This is a genomic window from Streptomyces cylindrosporus (assembly GCF_022698165.1).
Lineage (GTDB): Bacteria > Actinomycetota > Actinomycetes > Streptomycetales > Streptomycetaceae > Streptomyces > Streptomyces cylindrosporus.
Genome location: NZ_JALDAY010000004.1, coordinates 253,599 through 270,782, shown reverse-complemented (window position 1 = coordinate 270,782; position 17,184 = coordinate 253,599). Strand labels below are relative to the sequence as shown.

The following is a 17,184-nucleotide window of genomic DNA, read 5'->3' as shown; positions in this document are numbered from 1 at the left end:
CTGACAGTGACGATGCGCATGGGGCGGCGGAAACTGTGAACGCATTCGGAACCTGCCCAATTCGATCACGAACTCCCATATAGTGACCGGCAGTTGAGCATCAGGTGTCGCTTCTCGCACGGCAACACAACCGGCACGATCGAACCACCTAGGACCCGACCGCGGACCGACCGCGGACTCCGACCGAGGACCCGATTCATGACCGCCCCCACCCTGCCCGGCGAACGACCCAGCCTCCGCAGCCTCGCGCCCGTGCCCCTGCTCACCGCCGTCCTCGCCGCGCTCGCGGTCGCCGGTGCGGTCGCGCTGGCGCCGAGGTCGCAGCGTGTCGCGCTCGGTCTCGGCGCGGGCATCGGCGCGCTGCTGCTGTGCGTGGCCGTCACCGTGGCCACGCGCGCGGTCGTGTCGGCGCGGATCACCCGGCGCCGGCTGGAGGCCGTGACCGCGGACACCGGGCGGCTGCTGCAGGACCGCATCCGGCAGAGCGCGGAGTTCGACCGGGAGCGGGCGCGGCTGACCGAGGAGCTGACGCGCGAGCGGGGGCGGCTCGCCGCCGAGCTCGCGCATGAACGGGCCGTGCTGAGCGCCGAGTTCAGCGAGGAGCGGGCGCGGCTCGCCGCGGAGAACGGGCGGCTGGCCGAGCGGGCGCGGCGGGCCGACCAGGAGCGGGCCACGGCGATCTCGGCGACCGCCAACGCGGCCGGGCGGATGCAGGCCTTGGCCACCGGGATGCTCGCCGACCTGCGCGCGATGGAGGAGCGGCACGACGACGAGGACGTCCTTGCCGACCTGCTCCATCTCGACCACCGTACGGCGCAGGCGGGGCGGCTCGCGGACTCCGTGGCGGTGCTGGCGGGGGCGCGTTCGGGGCGGCGCTGGGCCCGGCCGATCGGCATGGAGTCGATCCTGCGCGGTGCGATGGGGCGGATCAGCGGATATCGGCGGGTGCGGGTGCACTCCGCGAGCGAGGCCGCGGTCGCGGGGCACGCCGCGGAGGGCGTGATGCACGCGCTGGCGGAACTCCTCGACAACGCGGCCAACTTCTCGCCGCCGACTGCGGAGGTGCATGTCTACGTCGAGGAGGTGCCGGCCGGGGTCATCGTGTCCGTCGAGGACAGCGGCCTGGTGATGGGCGACGTCCAGCTCCGCCGCGCCGAACGCGCGGTCTCCGGCGACGAGACGGACCTCGGCGGCCTCACGGGCACGCGCCTCGGCCTGGCGGTGGTGGGCCGACTGTCCCGCAAGTACGGCCTGAAGGTCTCCTACCGCCCGTCGGCCCGCGGGGGCACGGGCGTGCTGATGCTGATCCCGCAGGACATCCTCGTACCCGAGCAGTACGCGAACGGGAACGGGCCACGGGAGGAGTTGACGCTGGCGCGGGTGGGGGTGGGGGTGGGGGTGGGGGTGAACGGGCGGGTGGCTACGGCTGGTGGGGGGCCGGGGGGTGCGGCTGGCGGGAGGCCGGGGAGTACGGCTGGCGGAGGGCCGGGGAGTAGGGCTGGCGAGAGGCCGGGGAGTACGGCTGGCGGAGGGCCGGGGAGCACGGCTGGCGAGAGGCCGGAGAGTACGCCTGGCGAGAGGCCGGGGGGAATGGCTGGCGGAAGGCTGGGTGCGGGTGCCGACAGGAGGCTGGCGGCGACCGCTGACGGAAGCCTGGGGGTGGGTGTCGAGGGAAGCCTGGGGGTGGGTGTCGACGGAAGCCTGAAGGAGGGCGTCGACGGAAGCCTGAGGGCAGGTGCCGACGGAAGCCTGAAGGCGGGTGCCGACGGCGGCCAAGAAGGGTCGGGGAGCGGCGAGTTACCGCTTCTGAGTGACGGGCAGACGCGGAACCCGACCGACGGGACACCTCGGATGCCGGCCGACGGGAAGCCGTGGGTGTCGGGGGACGAACCGGGGGCGGGGTCTGCCGACGGGCGTGCGCGGGGGGTCGCCAACGCGCATGCGCAGGGGTCGGCCGATGGGCACGCGCGTGTGTTGTACGACGGGCACGCGCCAGGGGCCGCCGACGGGCACGCCCCAGGATCCGCCGACGGTCTCGCATCGGGGCCGCACAACGGACACGCGCCGGGCTCTCCCAACCGGCACGCGCGTGTGTCGTACGACGGGCACGCGCATGTGGCCGACGGCGAGCAGCGGAGTGGCGGCGGGCCCGATGCCGTGGGGACGCACGAGTCCTCTGATCGCGGTGCCGCTTCCCTTGGCGAGGTGCTCCCCGTAGCGCTGCCCAAGCGGCGTCGCGGGCGGGCCCTCGCGGAGGCCGAGAGGGAGCGGGAGCGGGCACGCGCGCGTGCTGCCGAGTTCGACCGGGAACGTGGACGCACGCGTGCGCGTGCCGAGGGTTTCGACGGCTTCGGCGACCCAAGCAGCAGCACTGGTGGCCCCGACAGCTCCGGTGGTTCCGGCAGGTCCTGGGGTCTCCGCGATGCCGATCCCTCCGCCCCCGAATCCGCCCGCATCTCCCTCGACGACCCCCTCGCCCGCGCCGCCCGCTTCAGCAGTTTCCGTCGGGCCGTGCGCAGTTCCCTCTCCGACCAGGCCCCACCCACACCGGACACCAACGCCCACGACATCGACGTACACACAGCGCATGGCATCGAGACTCGCGGCCATGCGCCGGACGCCTCCGAAGCGACCGAGACGCGTGGGCGTACGCCCGACACCCCCGAAGCCGCCGAAACCCGCAACCGTACGCCCGAAGCCCCCGAACCAGCCGCCCCCATCCCCTCCCACCAGGAAGGCCCCACAACCTCATGACCGGCACGTCCACCGCCGACGAGAAGCTCACCTGGCTCATCGAGGGATTGTTGGAGCGCACTCCGGGGGCGCGGCACGCGCTCGTGTTGTCCCGGGACGGGCTGAAGCTGTGCCGGACGCCCGAACTCACCGTCGACCAGGCCGATCAGCTCGCCGCGATCGCCGCCGGCATCCAGTCGCTGTCGCACGGCGCGTCCATGGAGTTCGGGGACGGGAGCGGGGGTGTGCGGTCGGCCATGGCCGAGTTCTACGGCGGCGTCCTGTTCATCGTGGAGGCAGGCGACGGCGCCCATCTCGCCGTCGTGACCGACGAAGACGCCGACGCCGGTCTCGTCGGCCACAACATGACCGAACTCGTCGAGCAACTCGGCCTCCACCTGACCGCGCGGCCCCGGACGTCATGAGCCGCCCCGGCAGGGACGACTCACCCGACCGCCTCTACACCCTCACCGGTGGCCGCGCCCGCTCCGCCCCGGACAACCCCTTCGACCTGATGACGCTCGTGGTCGCCGAGTGCGATCCGAGCACCGGCATGCAGTCGGAGCACGCGACGATCCTCCGGCTCGCCCAACGACCCACCGCAGTCGTCGAGTTGGCCGCAGTGCTGAAACTGCCCGTCAGCATCACCAAGATCCTGCTCTCCGACCTCCTCGCGGCGGGCCGGGTCAGCGCACGCCATCCGCGCAAGGCAGCCGTCATCGACCCCGACGTCCTGGAACAGGTGCTCCTTGCACTCCGCAACCTCTGAACCCAGCCGTGAGGAGTTCACCCTGTGACCGCGCCCGTCCCCGCGCCCGTCCCCGCCCCCGCCCCCGTGCCGCTCGGCGGACCCAGGTTCCAGGCCGAACCGGCCGAGCTGTACCGGGAGATGCGGCGCGAGCACGGTGCCGTGACGCCGGTCCTGCTGGACGGGAACGTACCGGCCTGGCTCGTGCTCGGCTACCGCGAACTGCACCAAGTCACCGGTGACCCCGTGCTGTTCAGCCGGGACTCGGAGCTGTGGAACCAGTGGGAGCGCATCCCCGCCGACTGGCCGCTGCTGCCGATGATCGGCCGCCGGCAGCCCTCGATCCTCTACACGGTCGGCGAGCGCCACCGGGAGCGCGCCGCGATGATCAGCGACGCGCTGGAGGCAGTTAACCCCTCCGAACTGCGCACGTACGCCGAGAAGTTCGCGGACGAGCTGATCGACGGGATCTGCGCGAACGGCGTGACCGACCTCGTCGCCGACTACGCGATGCTGCTGCCGGTGCGGGTGCTGGCGCGGCTGTTCGGGTTCCCGGACGAGCAGGGGCCGGGGCTGGTGAGCGCGCTCAACGACATGATCGACGGGCGGGAGCGGGCGATCGCGGGGCAGGGCCATGTGGCCGCGTCCATGGCGCGGTTGCTGAGCGAGCGGCGGGCCGTGCCCGCGGACGACGTGGTGTCGCGGATGCTCGCGAACCGCGGCGGGTTCACCGACGAGGAGATCGCCCAGGATTTGATGGTGATGATGGCGGCCGGCCATCAGCCGACGGCCGACTGGATCGGCAACTCGCTGCGGCTGATGCTCACCGACGAGCGGTTCGCGGCCTCGCTGTTCGGCGGCCGCAACAGCGTCGCGGACGCCATGAACGAGGTGCTGTGGGAGGACACGCCCACGCAGAACGTCGCCGGCCGCTGGGCCTCCCGGGACACGCAGCTCGGCGGCCGGCGGATCCGCGCCGGCGACCTGCTCCTGCTCGGCCTCCAGGGCGCCAACTCCGACCCCCAGGTCCGTACGGACGGCTCCGCGCTCACCGGCGGCAACAGCGCGCACTTCTCCTTCGGGCACGGGGAGCACCGGTGTCCGTTCCCCGCGCAGGAGGTCGCCGAGGTCATCGCGCGCACGGGCATCGAGGTCGTACTGGACCGTCTCCCCGACATCGACCTGGCCGTCCCGCCCGAATCCCTGAGCCGCCGTCCCTCCCCCTGGCTCAGAGGCCTGACCCGCCTGCCCGTCCGCTTCACCCCGGTCCCGGCGCTCTGACCCGACGACACCCCCGGCACTCCGACGACCCCGGCCCTTGGAGGCGCTTCCCCATGACCACCGGCATGGAAGACACCCGGAACACCCGAAATACCCAAGACGCCCAAGACACCCAAAACACTCGCGACACCCGCGACACCCGCGACACCCGTATCGCCCTGGATCCCTTCGTCACCGATCTCGACGGCGAGAGCGCGCGACTGCGCGCCGCGGGACCGCTGGCCGCCGTCGAACTCCCGGGCGGGGTCCCCGTCTGGGCGGTCACGCACCACGCCGAGGCGAAGCAGCTGCTCACCGACCCTCGTCTCGTGAAGGACATCAACGTCTGGGGTGCCTGGCGGCGCGGTGAGATCCCGCCGGACTGGCCGCTGATCGGGCTCGCCAACCCCGGGCGTTCCATGCTCACCGTGGACGGCGCCGACCACCGCCGGATGCGCGCGCTGGTCGCGCAGGCGCTGACGCCGCGGCGAGTGGAGCGGATGCGGGAGAGGATCGCGGAGCTGACCGAAGACCTCCTGGACGACCTCGCCGAACTGACCGGCCTGGACGACCTGGCTGGCCTGGACGATCTGGCCGGGACCCCGGGTCCCGTCGTCGACCTGAAGGCGGCCTTCGCCTACCCCCTCCCCATGTACGTCATCGCCGACCTCATGGGCATCGACGAGTCGCAACTCCCGCGCCTCAAGGAGCTGTTCGAGAAGTTCTTCTCGACGCAGACGCCGCCCGCCGAGGTCGTCGCCACGCTCACCGAGCTCGCGGGCATCATGGCGGCGACGGTCGCCGCGAAGCGGGCCGACCCCGGCGACGACCTGACCTCGGCCCTGATCCTTGCGTCCGAGGACGGTGACCACCTCACCGACGAGGAGATCGTCTCCACCCTCCAGCTGATGGTCGCGGCGGGCCACGAGACGACGATCTCCCTCATCGTCAACGCGGTGGTCCAGCTGTCGCGCCACCCCGAGCAGCGCGCCCTGGTCCTCGCCGGAAAGGCGGACTGGTCCTCGGTGATCGAGGAGACCCTCCGCCACTCCACCCCCACCTCGCACGTCCTGATCCGCTTCGCGACGGAGGACGTCCCGGTCGGCGACCGGATCCTCCCGGCGGGCGACGCGCTGATCGTGTCGTACGCCGCGATCGGCCGCGACGAGCGGGCCCACGGCCCCACCGCCGGCGACTTCGACATCACCCGCACCTCCCCGAACCGCCACATCTCCTTCGGCCACGGCCCCCACGTCTGCCCCGGCGCCGCCCTCTCCCGCCTGGAGGCGTCGGTAGCCCTCCCGGCTCTGTACGAGCGCTTCCCGGGCCTCGACCTGGCGGTCCCGGCGACGGAACTCCGCAACAAGCCGGTGGTGACCCAGAACGACCTGTTCGAGTTGCCGGTGCGGCTGACGGCGTAGAACTCCAGGAGGCGGGGGGCGAGCAGGCGGGAGCAAGGAGGCAAGGGGCAAGGTCGTCCACGGAGCGTCTCACCCGACGGACGACGTTTCGCCCACGTTTCCTCCACCGGCTACGCTCCCCCCGTGGCTGAGATCCAGATTCCCGCTGACATCAAGCCCGCCGACGGACGTTTCGGCGCGGGCCCCTCCAAGGTGCGGACGGAAGCGCTGGACGCGCTCGCCGCCACCGGTGCGTCCCTGCTCGGTACCTCCCACCGCCAGGCCCCGGTCAAGAACCTGGTCGGCCAGGTGCGCGAGGGCATCTCCGAGCTGTTCCAGCTGCCCGAGGGGTACGAGGTCGTCCTCGGCAACGGCGGGTCGACCGCGTTCTGGGACATCGCGACGCACGGCCTGATCGAGAACAAGTCGCAGCACCTCAGCTTCGGCGAGTTCAGCTCGAAGTTCGCCAAGGCCGCGAAGCTCGCCCCCTGGCTGGCGGAGCCCGACGTCATCACCACCGACCCCGGCACGCACCCCGAGCCGGTCGCCGAGGCGGGCGTCGACGTCTACGCCTTCACGCACAACGAGACCTCGACCGGCGTCGCCATGCCGATCAAGCGCGTGGCCGGTGCCGACGAGGGCGCGCTGGTTCTGGTCGACGCCACCTCCGGCGCCGGCGGCCTGCCGGTGGACGTCAGCGAGACGGACGTCTACTACTTCGCCCCGCAGAAGTCCTTCGCCTCCGACGGCGGCCTGTGGATCGGCGTCTTCTCCCCGGCCGCGATCGAGCGCGCCGAGCGCATCCACGCGTCCGGCCGCCACATTCCGGAGTTCTTCTCGCTCCCCACGGCGATCGACAACTCCCGCAAGAACCAGACGTACAACACCCCGGCGCTCGCCACCCTCTTCCTGCTGAACCAGCAGCTGGAGTGGATCAACGGCCAGGGCGGCCTGGACTGGGCGGTCCGCCGCACGGCGACCTCCTCGCGCACGCTGTACGGCTGGGCCGAGGACGTGAAGTTCGCCAACCCGTTCGTCGCGGACCCGGCGAAGCGCTCGCAGGTCATCGGCACGATCGACTTCACCGACGAGGTCGACGCGGCCGCCGTCGCCAAGGTCCTGCGCGCCAACGGCATCGTCGACACCGAGCCCTACCGCAAGCTCGGCCGCAACCAGCTCCGCGTCGCCATGTTCCCGGCGATCGACCCGGAGGACATCGACGCGCTGACGAAGTGCATTGACTACGTGATCGAGAAGCTGTAACTCCCTGGCCAACCTGCATAGTTGTCCACGTAGTTGTTCACGTAGTCGTGCAGCTTGTTGCAGGGCCCTGTCGGTGACAGGGCCCTGTGCGCTGGGTACGGCTGTGGCATGAACAGACCGATACCCGGCACCGTGCAGGTCGCGGTGCGTCACATCCTCAGCGACAACACGACCGGCGTGCTGACCAAGACCCGCAGCATCACCTGGCGGGACACCCGGTACCGGGTGCGCCGGCCGGCATCAGGCAAGCACACCGTGCAACTGACCTGCTCGGCGTGCGAAGCCGCCGTCCTGGCCGAGGTCCGGGACGAGGCCGGTACCCGCAGGACCACCACCGTCCTGCGGGCTCTGGCCGCATTGTGCGTGCTCGTCCTCGTCGTGGCCTTCGGTTACGCCGTCCACGAAGGCGGCAAGACGCTGCCCGAGGGCCAGTCGTCACCGGTCCTGTTCCCCATCAGCATCATCGCGATCGCCCTCGCGCTCATCGCCGCTCCCCTGTTCTTCGCCAAGAGCCTCCGCTACACCGGCGTCAGCCTGCTCAACGCCCCCAAGCTGCACGGCATCATGCCGGTGCGCAACTGACCGTCGGCACACCCCCGCCCCCGGGCGCGCCCCCGAACCCGAAGCTCACCGAACCGCCCACCGGCACACTCCCGTTGTGCGCGGCGTTCACCGCCGTCACCGTGGCGCCGCTCTGGGTGTACGAGGCGTTCCACATGTTGGTGACCTGCTGGGCGCCGCTCCACGTCCAGGTCACCTTCCAGGACGAGATCGCAGCCGTACCGGTGTTGGTGACCTTCACCTCCGCGTTGAACCCGCTGCCCCAGTCGCTGCTGACGGTGTAGGCGGCGCTGCACGCGGCCGACCCCGGGGAGCCGCCGCCGCTTCCACCGCCCGTGCCCGGGAACAACGGCGCCTTCACGCTCGCCAGGTAGCCGTCCTTCACCGTGTCCACGGTCTGCCAGTCGTCCTTCAGGATCCCGCCCGTGTCACCGGAGTTGGGGTTCCACGACCAGAACGTCCAGTGGAAGGAGTCGGCCCCGTACGCCGACGTCGGCCGCAGGTAACTCACCAGCGCCGCAAGCCACTTCTGGTCGACGGCCGACGCGAGCGTCGTACCGAACTCGCCCACCCACACCGGCGCGATGTTCTGCTTGAAGATGTAGCCCCAGTACTTGTCCCAGACCCCCGGCATGTTGTCCGGGAAGGAGGGATCGCTGAACCACGGCTGCTGGGCCACGCTGGTGGCGTAGTCGTGGGCGGAGTACACGACCCGGCCCGCGACGTCGAGCTGCACCGGGTACTGGGCCACGCCCATCAGGTTGCCGCCCCACCACCCGGACACGCCGTTGTACGTCTGCACGCCCTCGACGAAGATCAGCAGATCGGGGTTGACCCCGAGCACGGCGTTGCCGGCCCGCTGAGCCGCCAGCCGCCAGTCCGTCGCCGTGTCCCCGCAGCCCCAACAGGCCGGATCGTGCGGCTCGTTGTGCAGATCGATGCCGACGACGGTGTCCTGGCCCTTGTAACGGGCCGCCAGTGCCTTCAGGTCGGTGATCCAGGTCGACTCGGGGACCGCCGCCGTGTACCAGAGCGCCGACTGCCCGCCCGCGTCGGGCCGGTGCCGGTCGAGGATGACCTTGAGGCCGTCCTGACCGGCGTAGGCGACCAGCTTGTCCATCACCTGAAGGGAGTTGAGGCCCTGCAGGTCGGCGTTCTTGCCGCTGCTGAAGTCGATGCTGTTGGGGACGGTGGAGGACTTGAAGATGTCGTCGCTGTAGGGGAGGCGGATGGTGTTGTAGCCCAGCGACCTCATCTGGTCGATCATGGACTTGTAGTCGCGGGACCAGAGCCCGTGGACCACGTAGTTGCTCGTCTCGAAGCCGAACCAGTTGATGCCGGCGATCCGGACCGGCTGCCCGGCCGCGTCCAGGATCTGCCGGCCGCTGGTGTGCCAGTACCCGGCACCGGGTGCCTCGGCCGCGTCCGCCGGACGGACCCCGGCACCGGCCAACGGCAGCAGGAGCGCCGCCGCACCGGCGCACAGCGCTCTTCGCAGGCTGCGGAACATGTCGCTGCTTCCTCTCGGGAGTTCGGGAGGCGCGGGCCCGGAACGAGTGGGAGCGCTCCCACAACCCGGCACCTCCCATGGAAGCCAGCCACCATGAACACGTCAACAGCTAGGACAGAGCAGGACGGGAGGAGACCGGACCGAATGCCGGTCAAAGCCCCCGCCGGGCCCGCTAGTTACGCCGGGTCAGCCGCCGGAAGCCGAACAGCACCGCCACCACGACCGCGACGGCGAGGGCGCCGACCTTGAGTTTTCCGTCCGGGCCGGTGCCGTTGTCCCCCGACGCGCCCGAACTCCCGCTGGACGAGGGCGAGTCGGAGCCGGTGCCCGCGGCGCCGCCGGGGGCGTCCTGTGCCTGCACCTCGCTGTTCGCGCCCTCCATCCCGAGCAGGATCTTCGTACCGTCGGCGGAGTAGGAGACGGACTCGCCCTGTCCGAGGGGCACGTCGAAACGGCCGCCGCGCTTGAGGTCGCCGCCGTTCCAGTCGTACCAGATACCGCCCAAGTACCCCCGTACGACGATCCGTTCGCCGTTCGGCGAGAACGCGGCGTCCGTGGCCCACAGGTCGATGGGCTTGACCGGCTTGAAGACGTTGGTGCCGGTGGAGGAGAGGGTCGCCGGGCCCTCGTAGAGATGGCCGCCGTCCTCGTGCTTGTCGATGATGTAGACGCGGCCGGTCTTGGGGTGGACGAGGAGCGACTCGGCGTCGCGGGAGCCGTCGGTGTACTTCACGACGTACTGGGTGGCCCGGATCGACTGGTCCTTGAGGACCTTCGGCTCGGGGAACTTGTAGATCCAGACGTACGGCCAGGTCACGCCGTCGTTGTCGCCGATGTCACCGACGTAGATCTGGTTGCCGGGGCCCATGGCGACGGCCTCGACGTCGCGCTGCGTGCCCACCCCGGTGAGGGTGATCGTCGCGACCGTCTTCCCGGTGCCGCTGTCGACGGCGTAGAGGTGGACGCCCTTGCCCGTGTCCTGGTCGTTGTGGGTCCAGTAGATGCCCGGGTGGAGGTGCGAGGCGGTGAGACCGCTGGACTCGGTGATCCGCGGGTCCTTGATGGTGAACCCCTGGTCCCCCTTGCCGTCGTCGGCGGCGGAGGCGGAGGCGGCGGGCAGCGCGAAGGCGCCCACGAGCAGGATCCCGGCGAGGAGAGCGAACGGTCGGCGCATGCCCCAAGCCTGCCATCCCGGACTGTCAGCAAGGTGTCAGGCTTCACACCTCACCCGCCCCATTGATCCCCCGCCGATCGTCCATCATGAGCGGATGCTTAGGTTCATGCCGGTCGGTGACTCCATGACGATCGGGAGCGCGGGCGAACACACCTGGCGCTATCGCATGTGGCAGCACCTGCGGGACACGTACGGCGGCCCGTTCGCGCTGGTCGGCCCGCGCGAGACGCTGTACGACAAGGCGGCGGGGGCGCCGACCTCGTACGAGTACGCCGACCCCGACTTCCCGCGCGCCCATCTGGCCGGCTGGGGCGAGGGCTGGCAGCACATGGCACCGCTGATCGCGGAGGCGGTACGGTCCTGCCGCGCCGACGTCCTCCTCGTCTCCCTCGGCCTGATCGACCTCGGCTTCTACACGAACGCGGACCAGACCGCCGAGAACGTCCACCGCTTCGTGGCGGAGGCCCGCTCGGCCAACCCGCGCATCCGCATGGCGGTCCTCCCCGTGATCCCGAACGTCCGCGCCACGACGGACGCCCCCTTCGCCGCCCAGGTCACCCGCTTCAACGAACTCCTGGCGAAGACGGTCGCCGACCTGGACGAGCCCCGCTCGCCCCTGCTTCTGGCGTCGCCGCCGCCCTCGTACGACATCAATCTCGACACGTACGACGGCACGCACCCGAACGCGAGCGGCGAGCACCGGATCGCGGCGGCCTTCGCGGACGCGATGCACCAGGGGTGGGATCTGGGGGAGCCGTATGAGGGGTGACCCGACCCCGTGACGTGGTCACCGTGCGTATCGTTGTACTGCGCGGCTGCACCTGTTCGTGGGCGGCCGGGGAGGAGCGCCACGGTGACCGTCGTTGAAGACAGGATCGAGATGGCCGAAGCGAGCGGCGAGCTCACTCTGGATGTCATGTTCGAGTGGCTCGAGAAGATGCCCATCCCCGAGGGAACGAAGGTCGAGATCGTCGGGGGAAACATCTTCATGTCACCGCAGCGGCACACCCATTTCCAGATCGTCTTCGACATCCTGGAGCAGCTGCGGGCCAAGTATCCGCGCACCCGACTGGCCTCGGACGTGCGGATCGACTTCCCCGGGCATCTCAACGGCTTCGCCTGTGACGTGGCAGCCGTGGCCGACCGTTCGGTGAGGGACGACAAAGGACGCTGGCGCTACCAGGACGTGGAGTTCGTCGCGGAGGTCATCTCCAAGAACACGGCCGCCAACGACTACGGCCCCAAGAAGGACGCCTACGCGCTCGCCGAGGTCCCCGTCTACCTCATCGCCGACCCCTACCAGGGCAAGTGCCACCTCTACACCCAGCCCAAGGACGGCGAGTACATCGCTGAATTCTCCATCGCCTTCGGCTCGGACCTCGACATGACCACCACCCACCTCGGTCTCACCCTCAAGACCGACGAGTTCCCCCGCGACTGACTGACAGAATCGCCCCATGGCGATCATCCACCACACCACCGTCAAGCCCACCAAGCTCGAACTCCTCACCACCTGGCTGCCCACCCGGCCCTGGTATGTCGGCGGCGGCACACCGGAGTTGGCCAAGGCCGGCGGGTTTCGGCTGGACGATCCGGAGGGCGAGGTCGGGGTCGAGTTCATGGTGGCCGTCGACACCTCCGGCCCCGCACCCGTCGCCTACCACGTGCCCCTCACCTACCGCGGCGCCCCTCTCCCCGGCGCCGAGCACGCCCTCGTCGGCACCATGGAGCACGGTGTGCTGGGCCCGCGTTGGGCCTACGACGGCACCCACGACCCGGTCCTCCGCACCGAACTCCTCGCGCTGATCGAGGGCCGCGCCCAGGCCATGGCCCAGAGCATCACCGACACCCCGGATCACGAGGTGGCCCGCTCGTACACCGGCCCCGGTCTCGGTGCCGCGTCCCACCCGGTCCAGATCACCGACGACCGGCACGGCACCACATTCCCCGCCCCGGACGGCACCACCCTCCGCATCCACCGCGTCCTCGACCCCACCGCCCCCGACGCCCGCCCCGAGGCCGCGACCGGCCATGTCGCGGGCGCCTGGCAGTCGCCGGACGGCGCCCGCGTCCGGGCCGTGTTCGCCGCGCTGTACTCCTGACCTTGCCTAGAGCGCACTCCACGCCGTTGGCTTGTGAACCATGAAGTACACGCAGCTCGGACGCACGGGACTCAAGGTCGGCCGACTGGTCCTCGGGACGATGAACTTCGGACCGCAGACCGACGAGGCCGACAGTCACGCGATCATGGACGCGGCGCTGGACGCCGGCATCAACTTCTTCGACACCGCGAACGTGTACGGCTGGGGCGAGAACAAGGGCCGTACCGAAGAGATCATCGGCAACTGGTTCGCGAAGGGCGAGGGCCGCCGCGACAAGGTCGTCCTCGCCACCAAGGTGTACGGCAACATGGCCGCCGACGGCGAGGCCTGGCCCAACCACGACAAGCTCTCCGCCCTCAACATCCGGCGGGCCGTGGACGCCAGCCTGAAGCGGCTGCGGACCGACTACATCGACCTCTACCAGTTCCATCACGTCGACCGCAGCACTCCCTTCGAGGAGATCTGGCAGGCGATCGACGTACTGGTGCAGCAGGGGAAGATCCTCTACGTGGGGTCCAGCAACTTCCCCGGCTACAAGATCGTCCAGGCCAACGAGATCGCCGCCCGCCGCGGCGGGACGATCGGACTGGTCAGCGAGCAGTGCCTGTACAACCTCGCCGAGCGGCGCGCGGAGATGGAGGTGATCCCGGCCGCGCAGGAGTACGGCCTCGGGGTCATCCCCTGGTCGCCGCTGCACGGCGGGCTGCTCGGCGGGGTCATCAAGAAGGAGGTCCAGGGCGGCCGACGCGCCTCCGGACGGGCCGCCGACACCCTCGCCGACCCCACCACCCGCGCGCAGATCCAGGCCTACGAGGACCTGCTGGACAAGCACGGGGTGGAGCCCGGCGAGGCCGCTCTGGCCTGGCTGCTCACGCGGCCGGGAGTCACCGGCCCGATCGTCGGCCCGCGCACGGCCGAGCAGCTGGAGTCGGCGCTGCGGGCGGTGGAGCTGGAGCTGAGCGAGGAGCTCCTGACCGGCCTCGACGAGATCTTCCCGGGTCCGGGGCCGTCTCCGGAGGCCTTCGCCTGGTAGGAACGGCCGTCACGGCGGCGGTGTCCGGCTACTTTCCGAGCGCCGCCGCCAACGCCACCACGACGAACAACAGCACGAGCACACCGGCCATGATCCGGTTCCGGGTCTTCGGGTCCACGTACCCGAGCCTAACCGGCCCCGCCGAGCGCCCAGCGGGCGACCGCCTCGTACCGCGGCTGCTCCCCCGGCACCCCGGACGTCGGCAGGCTGCTGCGCACCAGCACCAGCTCGTCCACCGTCCAGGTGCGGCCGGCGAAGCCCGCGAGGGCGTCCAGGTAGGGCCGTACGTCGATCGCCTCCCGGCTGCGGGCCACCGTGAGGTGGGGCTTGTAGCGCCGGTGCTCCCCCATCTCCACGCCCGCCTTCCGCGCGGCGGCCTCCGCCCGGTCCGCGAGCAGCCGCAGCGTGCGCAGCTCCCCTTCCGCCCCCGCCCACAGCGCCCGCCCGTGCCCGAACTGTCCCCCGCCGCGCAGCGCGAGCGCGAAGGGTTCGGTGCGGCGCGCGGTCCGCGCCAGTCTCGCCGACAGTTCCGGTACGACGTCGTCGTCGACCTCGCCGTAGAAGGCCAGCGTGAAGTGCCAGCCGGGGCGGCCGGTCCAGCGCAGCGCCTCCGCGCCGGGCAGCCGCTTCAACTCGGCCACCTCCGCGGCCAGTTCACCGGCGACGTCCTCGGGCGGCAGCACGGCGGCGAAGAGTCTCATGGGCATCAGCCTGCCACCATGAGGGCATGGAGATCAGCATCAGAGAAGGCGAGCCGGACGACATCCCCGTGATACTCGGCCTGTTCGACGGCGCGGTGGAGTGGCTGGTCGCGCAGGGGCGGACCGGGCAGTGGGGCAGCGAGCCGTGGTCGCGCAACCCGCGGGCGGTGGCCATGGTGGAGCGCTACGTCGGCCAGGGCACCGCCTTCCTCGCGGAGTACGACGGCGTCCCGGCCGGCACCCTGACCCTCACCGACGGCCCCGGCCCCGGCATCCCGCCCGCCGAGGAACCCGAGCGCTACGTCCACCTGCTGGCCTCCGACCGCCGCCTCAAGGGCCACGGCATCGGCGCCGCCCTCCTCGCACGCGCGGCCGATGAGACCCGGCGCTCGGGCATATCGCTGCTGCGGGTGGACTGCTACGCGGGCGGCGACGGCAAGCTCGTGCGCTACTACGAGAGCAACGGCTTCACGCGTACGGAGACCTTCGTCGGCACGGGCGACTGGCCGGGGCAGGTGCTGGAACAGCGCCTGTAGTCCCGCCTCACGCCGCCGCCGTCAGCTCCTCCCGCCGCTCCCGCGGCACGAACCGGACGTGCGGGTGGCCGCCGTTCCAGCCGACCGACAGCCGCAGGCCGCCCACGCGGGCCAGCACCAGGCCGATGAGGACCGCCGCCGTGGCCGCGATCGCGCCGCCGACCGCGAGGCCCGCGCGGACGCCGTACGCGTCCGTGATCCAGCCCGCGATGGGTGCGCCGACCGGTGAGCCGCCGAGGAACACCATCATGTAGAGGGCCATCACCCGGCCGCGCATGGCGGGGTCGGTGCCCATCTGGATGCTGGTGTTGGCGGTGACGTTGATCGTCATGCCGAACATGCCGATCGGGACCATGAGCAGGGCGAAGAGCCAGAGGGAGGGGGCGGTGGCGGCGACGAGTTCCAGCGTGCCGAAGGCCGCCGCGGCCCCGATCATCACCCGCATCCTCGCTGTGCCGCGACGGGCGGCGAGCAGGGCGCCGACCAGGGAGCCGACCGCCATCAGCGTGTTGAACGCGCTGTAGGAGCCGGCGCCCGCGTGGAAGACGTCGTCCGCGAAGGCCGAGAGGTAGACCGGGAAGTTGAAGCCGAAGGTGCCGATGAAGCCGACCAGGACGATGGTCCAGATCAGGTCGGGGCGTCCGGCGACGTAGTGGAGGCCCTCCCGCAGCTGGCCCTTGCCGCGCGGGGCGCGCTCGACGACGTACAGCTCACGCGCGCGCATCAGCAGCAGGCCCGCGATCGGGGCGACGAAGGACAGGCCGTTGAAGAGGAAGGCGTAGCCGGTGCCGACGCCGGTGATCATCAGGCCGGCGACGGCCGGGCCGACCAGGCGGGCGGACTGGAAGTTGGCGGAGTTCAGGCTGACCGCGTTCTGCAGCTGGTCCGGGCCGACCATCTCGGAGACGAAGGACTGCCGGGCCGGATTGTCGACGACGGTCGCGAGGCCGACGGCGAAGGCGGCGAGGTAGACGTGCCAGACCTGGACATGGCCGGTCAGGGTGAGCAGGGCCAGCACGATGCCGGCGACGCCCATCGCGGACTGGGTGAACAGCAGGGCGCGGCGCTTGGGCAGCCGGTCGACCAGGACACCGCCGTACAGGCCGAAGAGCAGCATCGGCAGGAACTGCAGGGCCGTCGTGACGCCGACGGCGGTCGCGGAGCCGGTGAGGCTGAGGACCAGCCAGTCCTGGGCGATGCGCTGCATCCAGGTGCCGATGTTGGAGACGACCTGGCCGACGAAGAAGAGCCGGTAGTTGCGGACCTTCAGCGAGCTGAACATCGAGGACCTGCGGCGGTCGGGGGGAGAGACAGGGGTAGTAGGTGCCGGTGCGGGGGCGGAGTCTGCTCCGGGTCCCGTACTCAAAAGGGTTCGCCTCCTCGAAGTGGCTTACAGATGTGCGAGCTTCTCCAGCACGGGGGCGGCGGCGCGCAGTTTCGCCCACTCGTCCTCGTCCAGGCCCTCGACCAGGTTGGCCAGGAACGCGTTCCGCTTGGCGCGGCTCTCCTCGAGCATGGCCTCGGCCTGCTCGGTCTTGGTGACGACCTTCTGGCGCCGGTCCTCGGGGTGCGGCTCCAGGCGGACCAGCCCCTTGGCCTCCAGCAGCGCGACGATGCGGGTCATCGACGGCGGCTGCACATGCTCCTTGCGGGCGAGCTCGCCCGGCGTGCACGGGCCCCAGGTGGACAGGGTGCCCAGCACCGACATCTCGGTGGGGCTGAGCGACTCGTCGACACGCTGGTGCTTGAGCCGACGGGACAGCCGCATGACGGCTGAGCGAAGCGAGTTCACGGCGGCAGCGTCGTCGCCATGGGTGAGGTCCGGCATCTCTTTAGGGTAACTCATTACTCTCTCTAAACAAGCTGGGGCGCGCCGGGATTCCCGTGACTCCGGACACTCAAACCGCATGTTCACCCGTACGAGTGAGTCGACAGCAGAAAGTGAACATCACCGGAACCCCGCCAGCGACCCTCGACTCCATGGGGACCGAAGTGCTCAGCCTGCGGATAGACGGGGAGCTGCTCGACCGGCTCCGGGACCACGCCTCGAAAAGGGGAATGAGCGTCCAGGACTATGTGGTCCGGACGCTCATTCGAGACGACTTCGACGAGCGGTTCCAGACCGCCGTCGAGGAGACGGAGAAGTTCTACGGGGTTACCTGA

Annotated in this window: 18 protein-coding genes; 13 read left to right on the top strand and 5 right to left on the bottom strand. The window is 70.7% G+C overall.

Translation table 11 applies throughout. From position 1 onward, the window contains the following. Positions 1–198 precede the first annotated feature (198 nt). The 7 genes from MQP27_RS51900 to MQP27_RS14140 all read left to right on the top strand — a co-directional run bounded on the left by MQP27_RS51900 (position 199) and on the right by MQP27_RS14140 (position 7,986). Positions 199–2,754: a sensor histidine kinase gene (locus MQP27_RS51900; RefSeq protein WP_242765422.1), complete on the top strand. Its 2,556-nt coding sequence runs from the start codon at positions 199–201 to the stop codon at positions 2,752–2,754. Then, positions 2,751–3,158 (top strand): roadblock/LC7 domain-containing protein, encoded by a 408-nt coding sequence (locus tag MQP27_RS14165; protein ID WP_242765421.1) that lies wholly within the window; start codon positions 2,751–2,753, stop codon positions 3,156–3,158. Before MQP27_RS51900 ends, MQP27_RS14165 begins: the two co-directional genes overlap by 4 nt. Next, positions 3,155–3,502: a DUF742 domain-containing protein gene (locus MQP27_RS14160; protein WP_242765420.1), complete on the top strand. Its 348-nt coding sequence runs from the start codon at positions 3,155–3,157 to the stop codon at positions 3,500–3,502. Before MQP27_RS14165 ends, MQP27_RS14160 begins: the two co-directional genes overlap by 4 nt. Before the next feature lie 24 nt (positions 3,503–3,526). Further along, positions 3,527–4,762, top strand: a complete 1,236-nt coding sequence (locus MQP27_RS14155) for a cytochrome P450 (RefSeq protein WP_242765419.1) — start codon at positions 3,527–3,529, stop codon at positions 4,760–4,762. 53 nt (positions 4,763–4,815) lie between these two features. Beyond that, positions 4,816–6,162, top strand: a complete 1,347-nt coding sequence (locus MQP27_RS14150; RefSeq protein ID WP_242765418.1) for a cytochrome P450 family protein — start codon at positions 4,816–4,818, stop codon at positions 6,160–6,162. Between the two features lie 123 nt (positions 6,163–6,285). After that, the gene (gene serC / locus MQP27_RS14145; RefSeq protein WP_242765417.1) at positions 6,286–7,404 is read left to right on the top strand and encodes a phosphoserine transaminase; all 1,119 of its coding nucleotides are present in this window, start codon (positions 6,286–6,288) and stop codon (positions 7,402–7,404) included. Positions 7,405–7,512: 108 nt separating this feature from the next. Continuing rightward, positions 7,513–7,986: a hypothetical protein gene (locus tag MQP27_RS14140; RefSeq protein WP_242765416.1), complete on the top strand. Its 474-nt coding sequence runs from the start codon at positions 7,513–7,515 to the stop codon at positions 7,984–7,986. Here MQP27_RS14140 and MQP27_RS14135 read toward each other — a convergent pair. After that, positions 7,967–9,475 carry a cellulase family glycosylhydrolase gene (locus MQP27_RS14135; RefSeq protein ID WP_242765415.1) on the bottom strand — a complete coding sequence of 503 codons (1,509 nt, stop codon included), beginning with the start codon at positions 9,473–9,475 and terminating at the stop codon, positions 7,967–7,969. The genes MQP27_RS14140 and MQP27_RS14135 overlap by 20 nt on opposite strands. A gap of 172 nt (positions 9,476–9,647) precedes the next feature. Next, on the bottom strand, positions 9,648–10,649 hold the full coding sequence (locus MQP27_RS14130) for a WD40 repeat domain-containing protein (RefSeq protein ID WP_242765414.1): 1,002 nt from the start codon (positions 10,647–10,649) through the stop codon (positions 9,648–9,650). Positions 10,650–10,743: 94 nt separating this feature from the next. Here MQP27_RS14130 and MQP27_RS14125 point away from each other — a divergent pair, with 94 nt between their 5' ends. From MQP27_RS14125 to MQP27_RS14110, 4 genes are all read left to right on the top strand, one after another. Then, positions 10,744–11,418 carry an SGNH/GDSL hydrolase family protein gene (locus MQP27_RS14125; protein WP_242765413.1) on the top strand — a complete coding sequence of 225 codons (675 nt, stop codon included), beginning with the start codon at positions 10,744–10,746 and terminating at the stop codon, positions 11,416–11,418. Positions 11,419–11,502: 84 nt separating this feature from the next. Then, positions 11,503–12,090: a Uma2 family endonuclease gene (locus MQP27_RS14120; protein ID WP_242765412.1), complete on the top strand. Its 588-nt coding sequence runs from the start codon at positions 11,503–11,505 to the stop codon at positions 12,088–12,090. Between the two features lie 16 nt (positions 12,091–12,106). Then, entirely contained in the window at positions 12,107–12,751 is a 645-nt protein-coding gene (locus tag MQP27_RS14115; protein ID WP_242765411.1) for a maltokinase N-terminal cap-like domain-containing protein, read from the top strand. Between the two features lie 40 nt (positions 12,752–12,791). After that, on the top strand, positions 12,792–13,784 hold the full coding sequence (locus MQP27_RS14110) for an aldo/keto reductase (protein WP_242765410.1): 993 nt from the start codon (positions 12,792–12,794) through the stop codon (positions 13,782–13,784). Between the two features lie 128 nt (positions 13,785–13,912). Here the strand turns inward: MQP27_RS14110 and thpR are convergent, their stop codons facing one another. After that, a complete protein-coding gene (gene thpR, locus MQP27_RS14105) occupies positions 13,913–14,485 on the bottom strand; it encodes an RNA 2',3'-cyclic phosphodiesterase (RefSeq protein WP_242765409.1) in 573 nt (190 codons plus the stop codon). Between the two features lie 26 nt (positions 14,486–14,511). On the opposite strand from thpR, the gene MQP27_RS14100 reads away from it, so the two are divergent. Continuing rightward, the gene (locus MQP27_RS14100; RefSeq protein ID WP_242765408.1) at positions 14,512–15,021 is read left to right on the top strand and encodes a GNAT family N-acetyltransferase; all 510 of its coding nucleotides are present in this window, start codon (positions 14,512–14,514) and stop codon (positions 15,019–15,021) included. Positions 15,022–15,028: 7 nt separating this feature from the next. On the opposite strand, the gene MQP27_RS14095 is transcribed toward MQP27_RS14100, so the two are convergent. Then, entirely contained in the window at positions 15,029–16,387 is a 1,359-nt protein-coding gene (locus tag MQP27_RS14095; RefSeq protein ID WP_372511185.1) for an MFS transporter, read from the bottom strand. Positions 16,388–16,411: 24 nt separating this feature from the next. Then, entirely contained in the window at positions 16,412–16,849 is a 438-nt protein-coding gene (locus MQP27_RS14090; protein ID WP_242765406.1) for a MarR family winged helix-turn-helix transcriptional regulator, read from the bottom strand. A gap of 152 nt (positions 16,850–17,001) precedes the next feature. On the opposite strand from MQP27_RS14090, the gene MQP27_RS14085 reads away from it, so the two are divergent. Continuing rightward, positions 17,002–17,184: a BrnA antitoxin family protein gene (locus tag MQP27_RS14085; RefSeq protein ID WP_242765405.1), complete on the top strand. Its 183-nt coding sequence runs from the start codon at positions 17,002–17,004 to the stop codon at positions 17,182–17,184.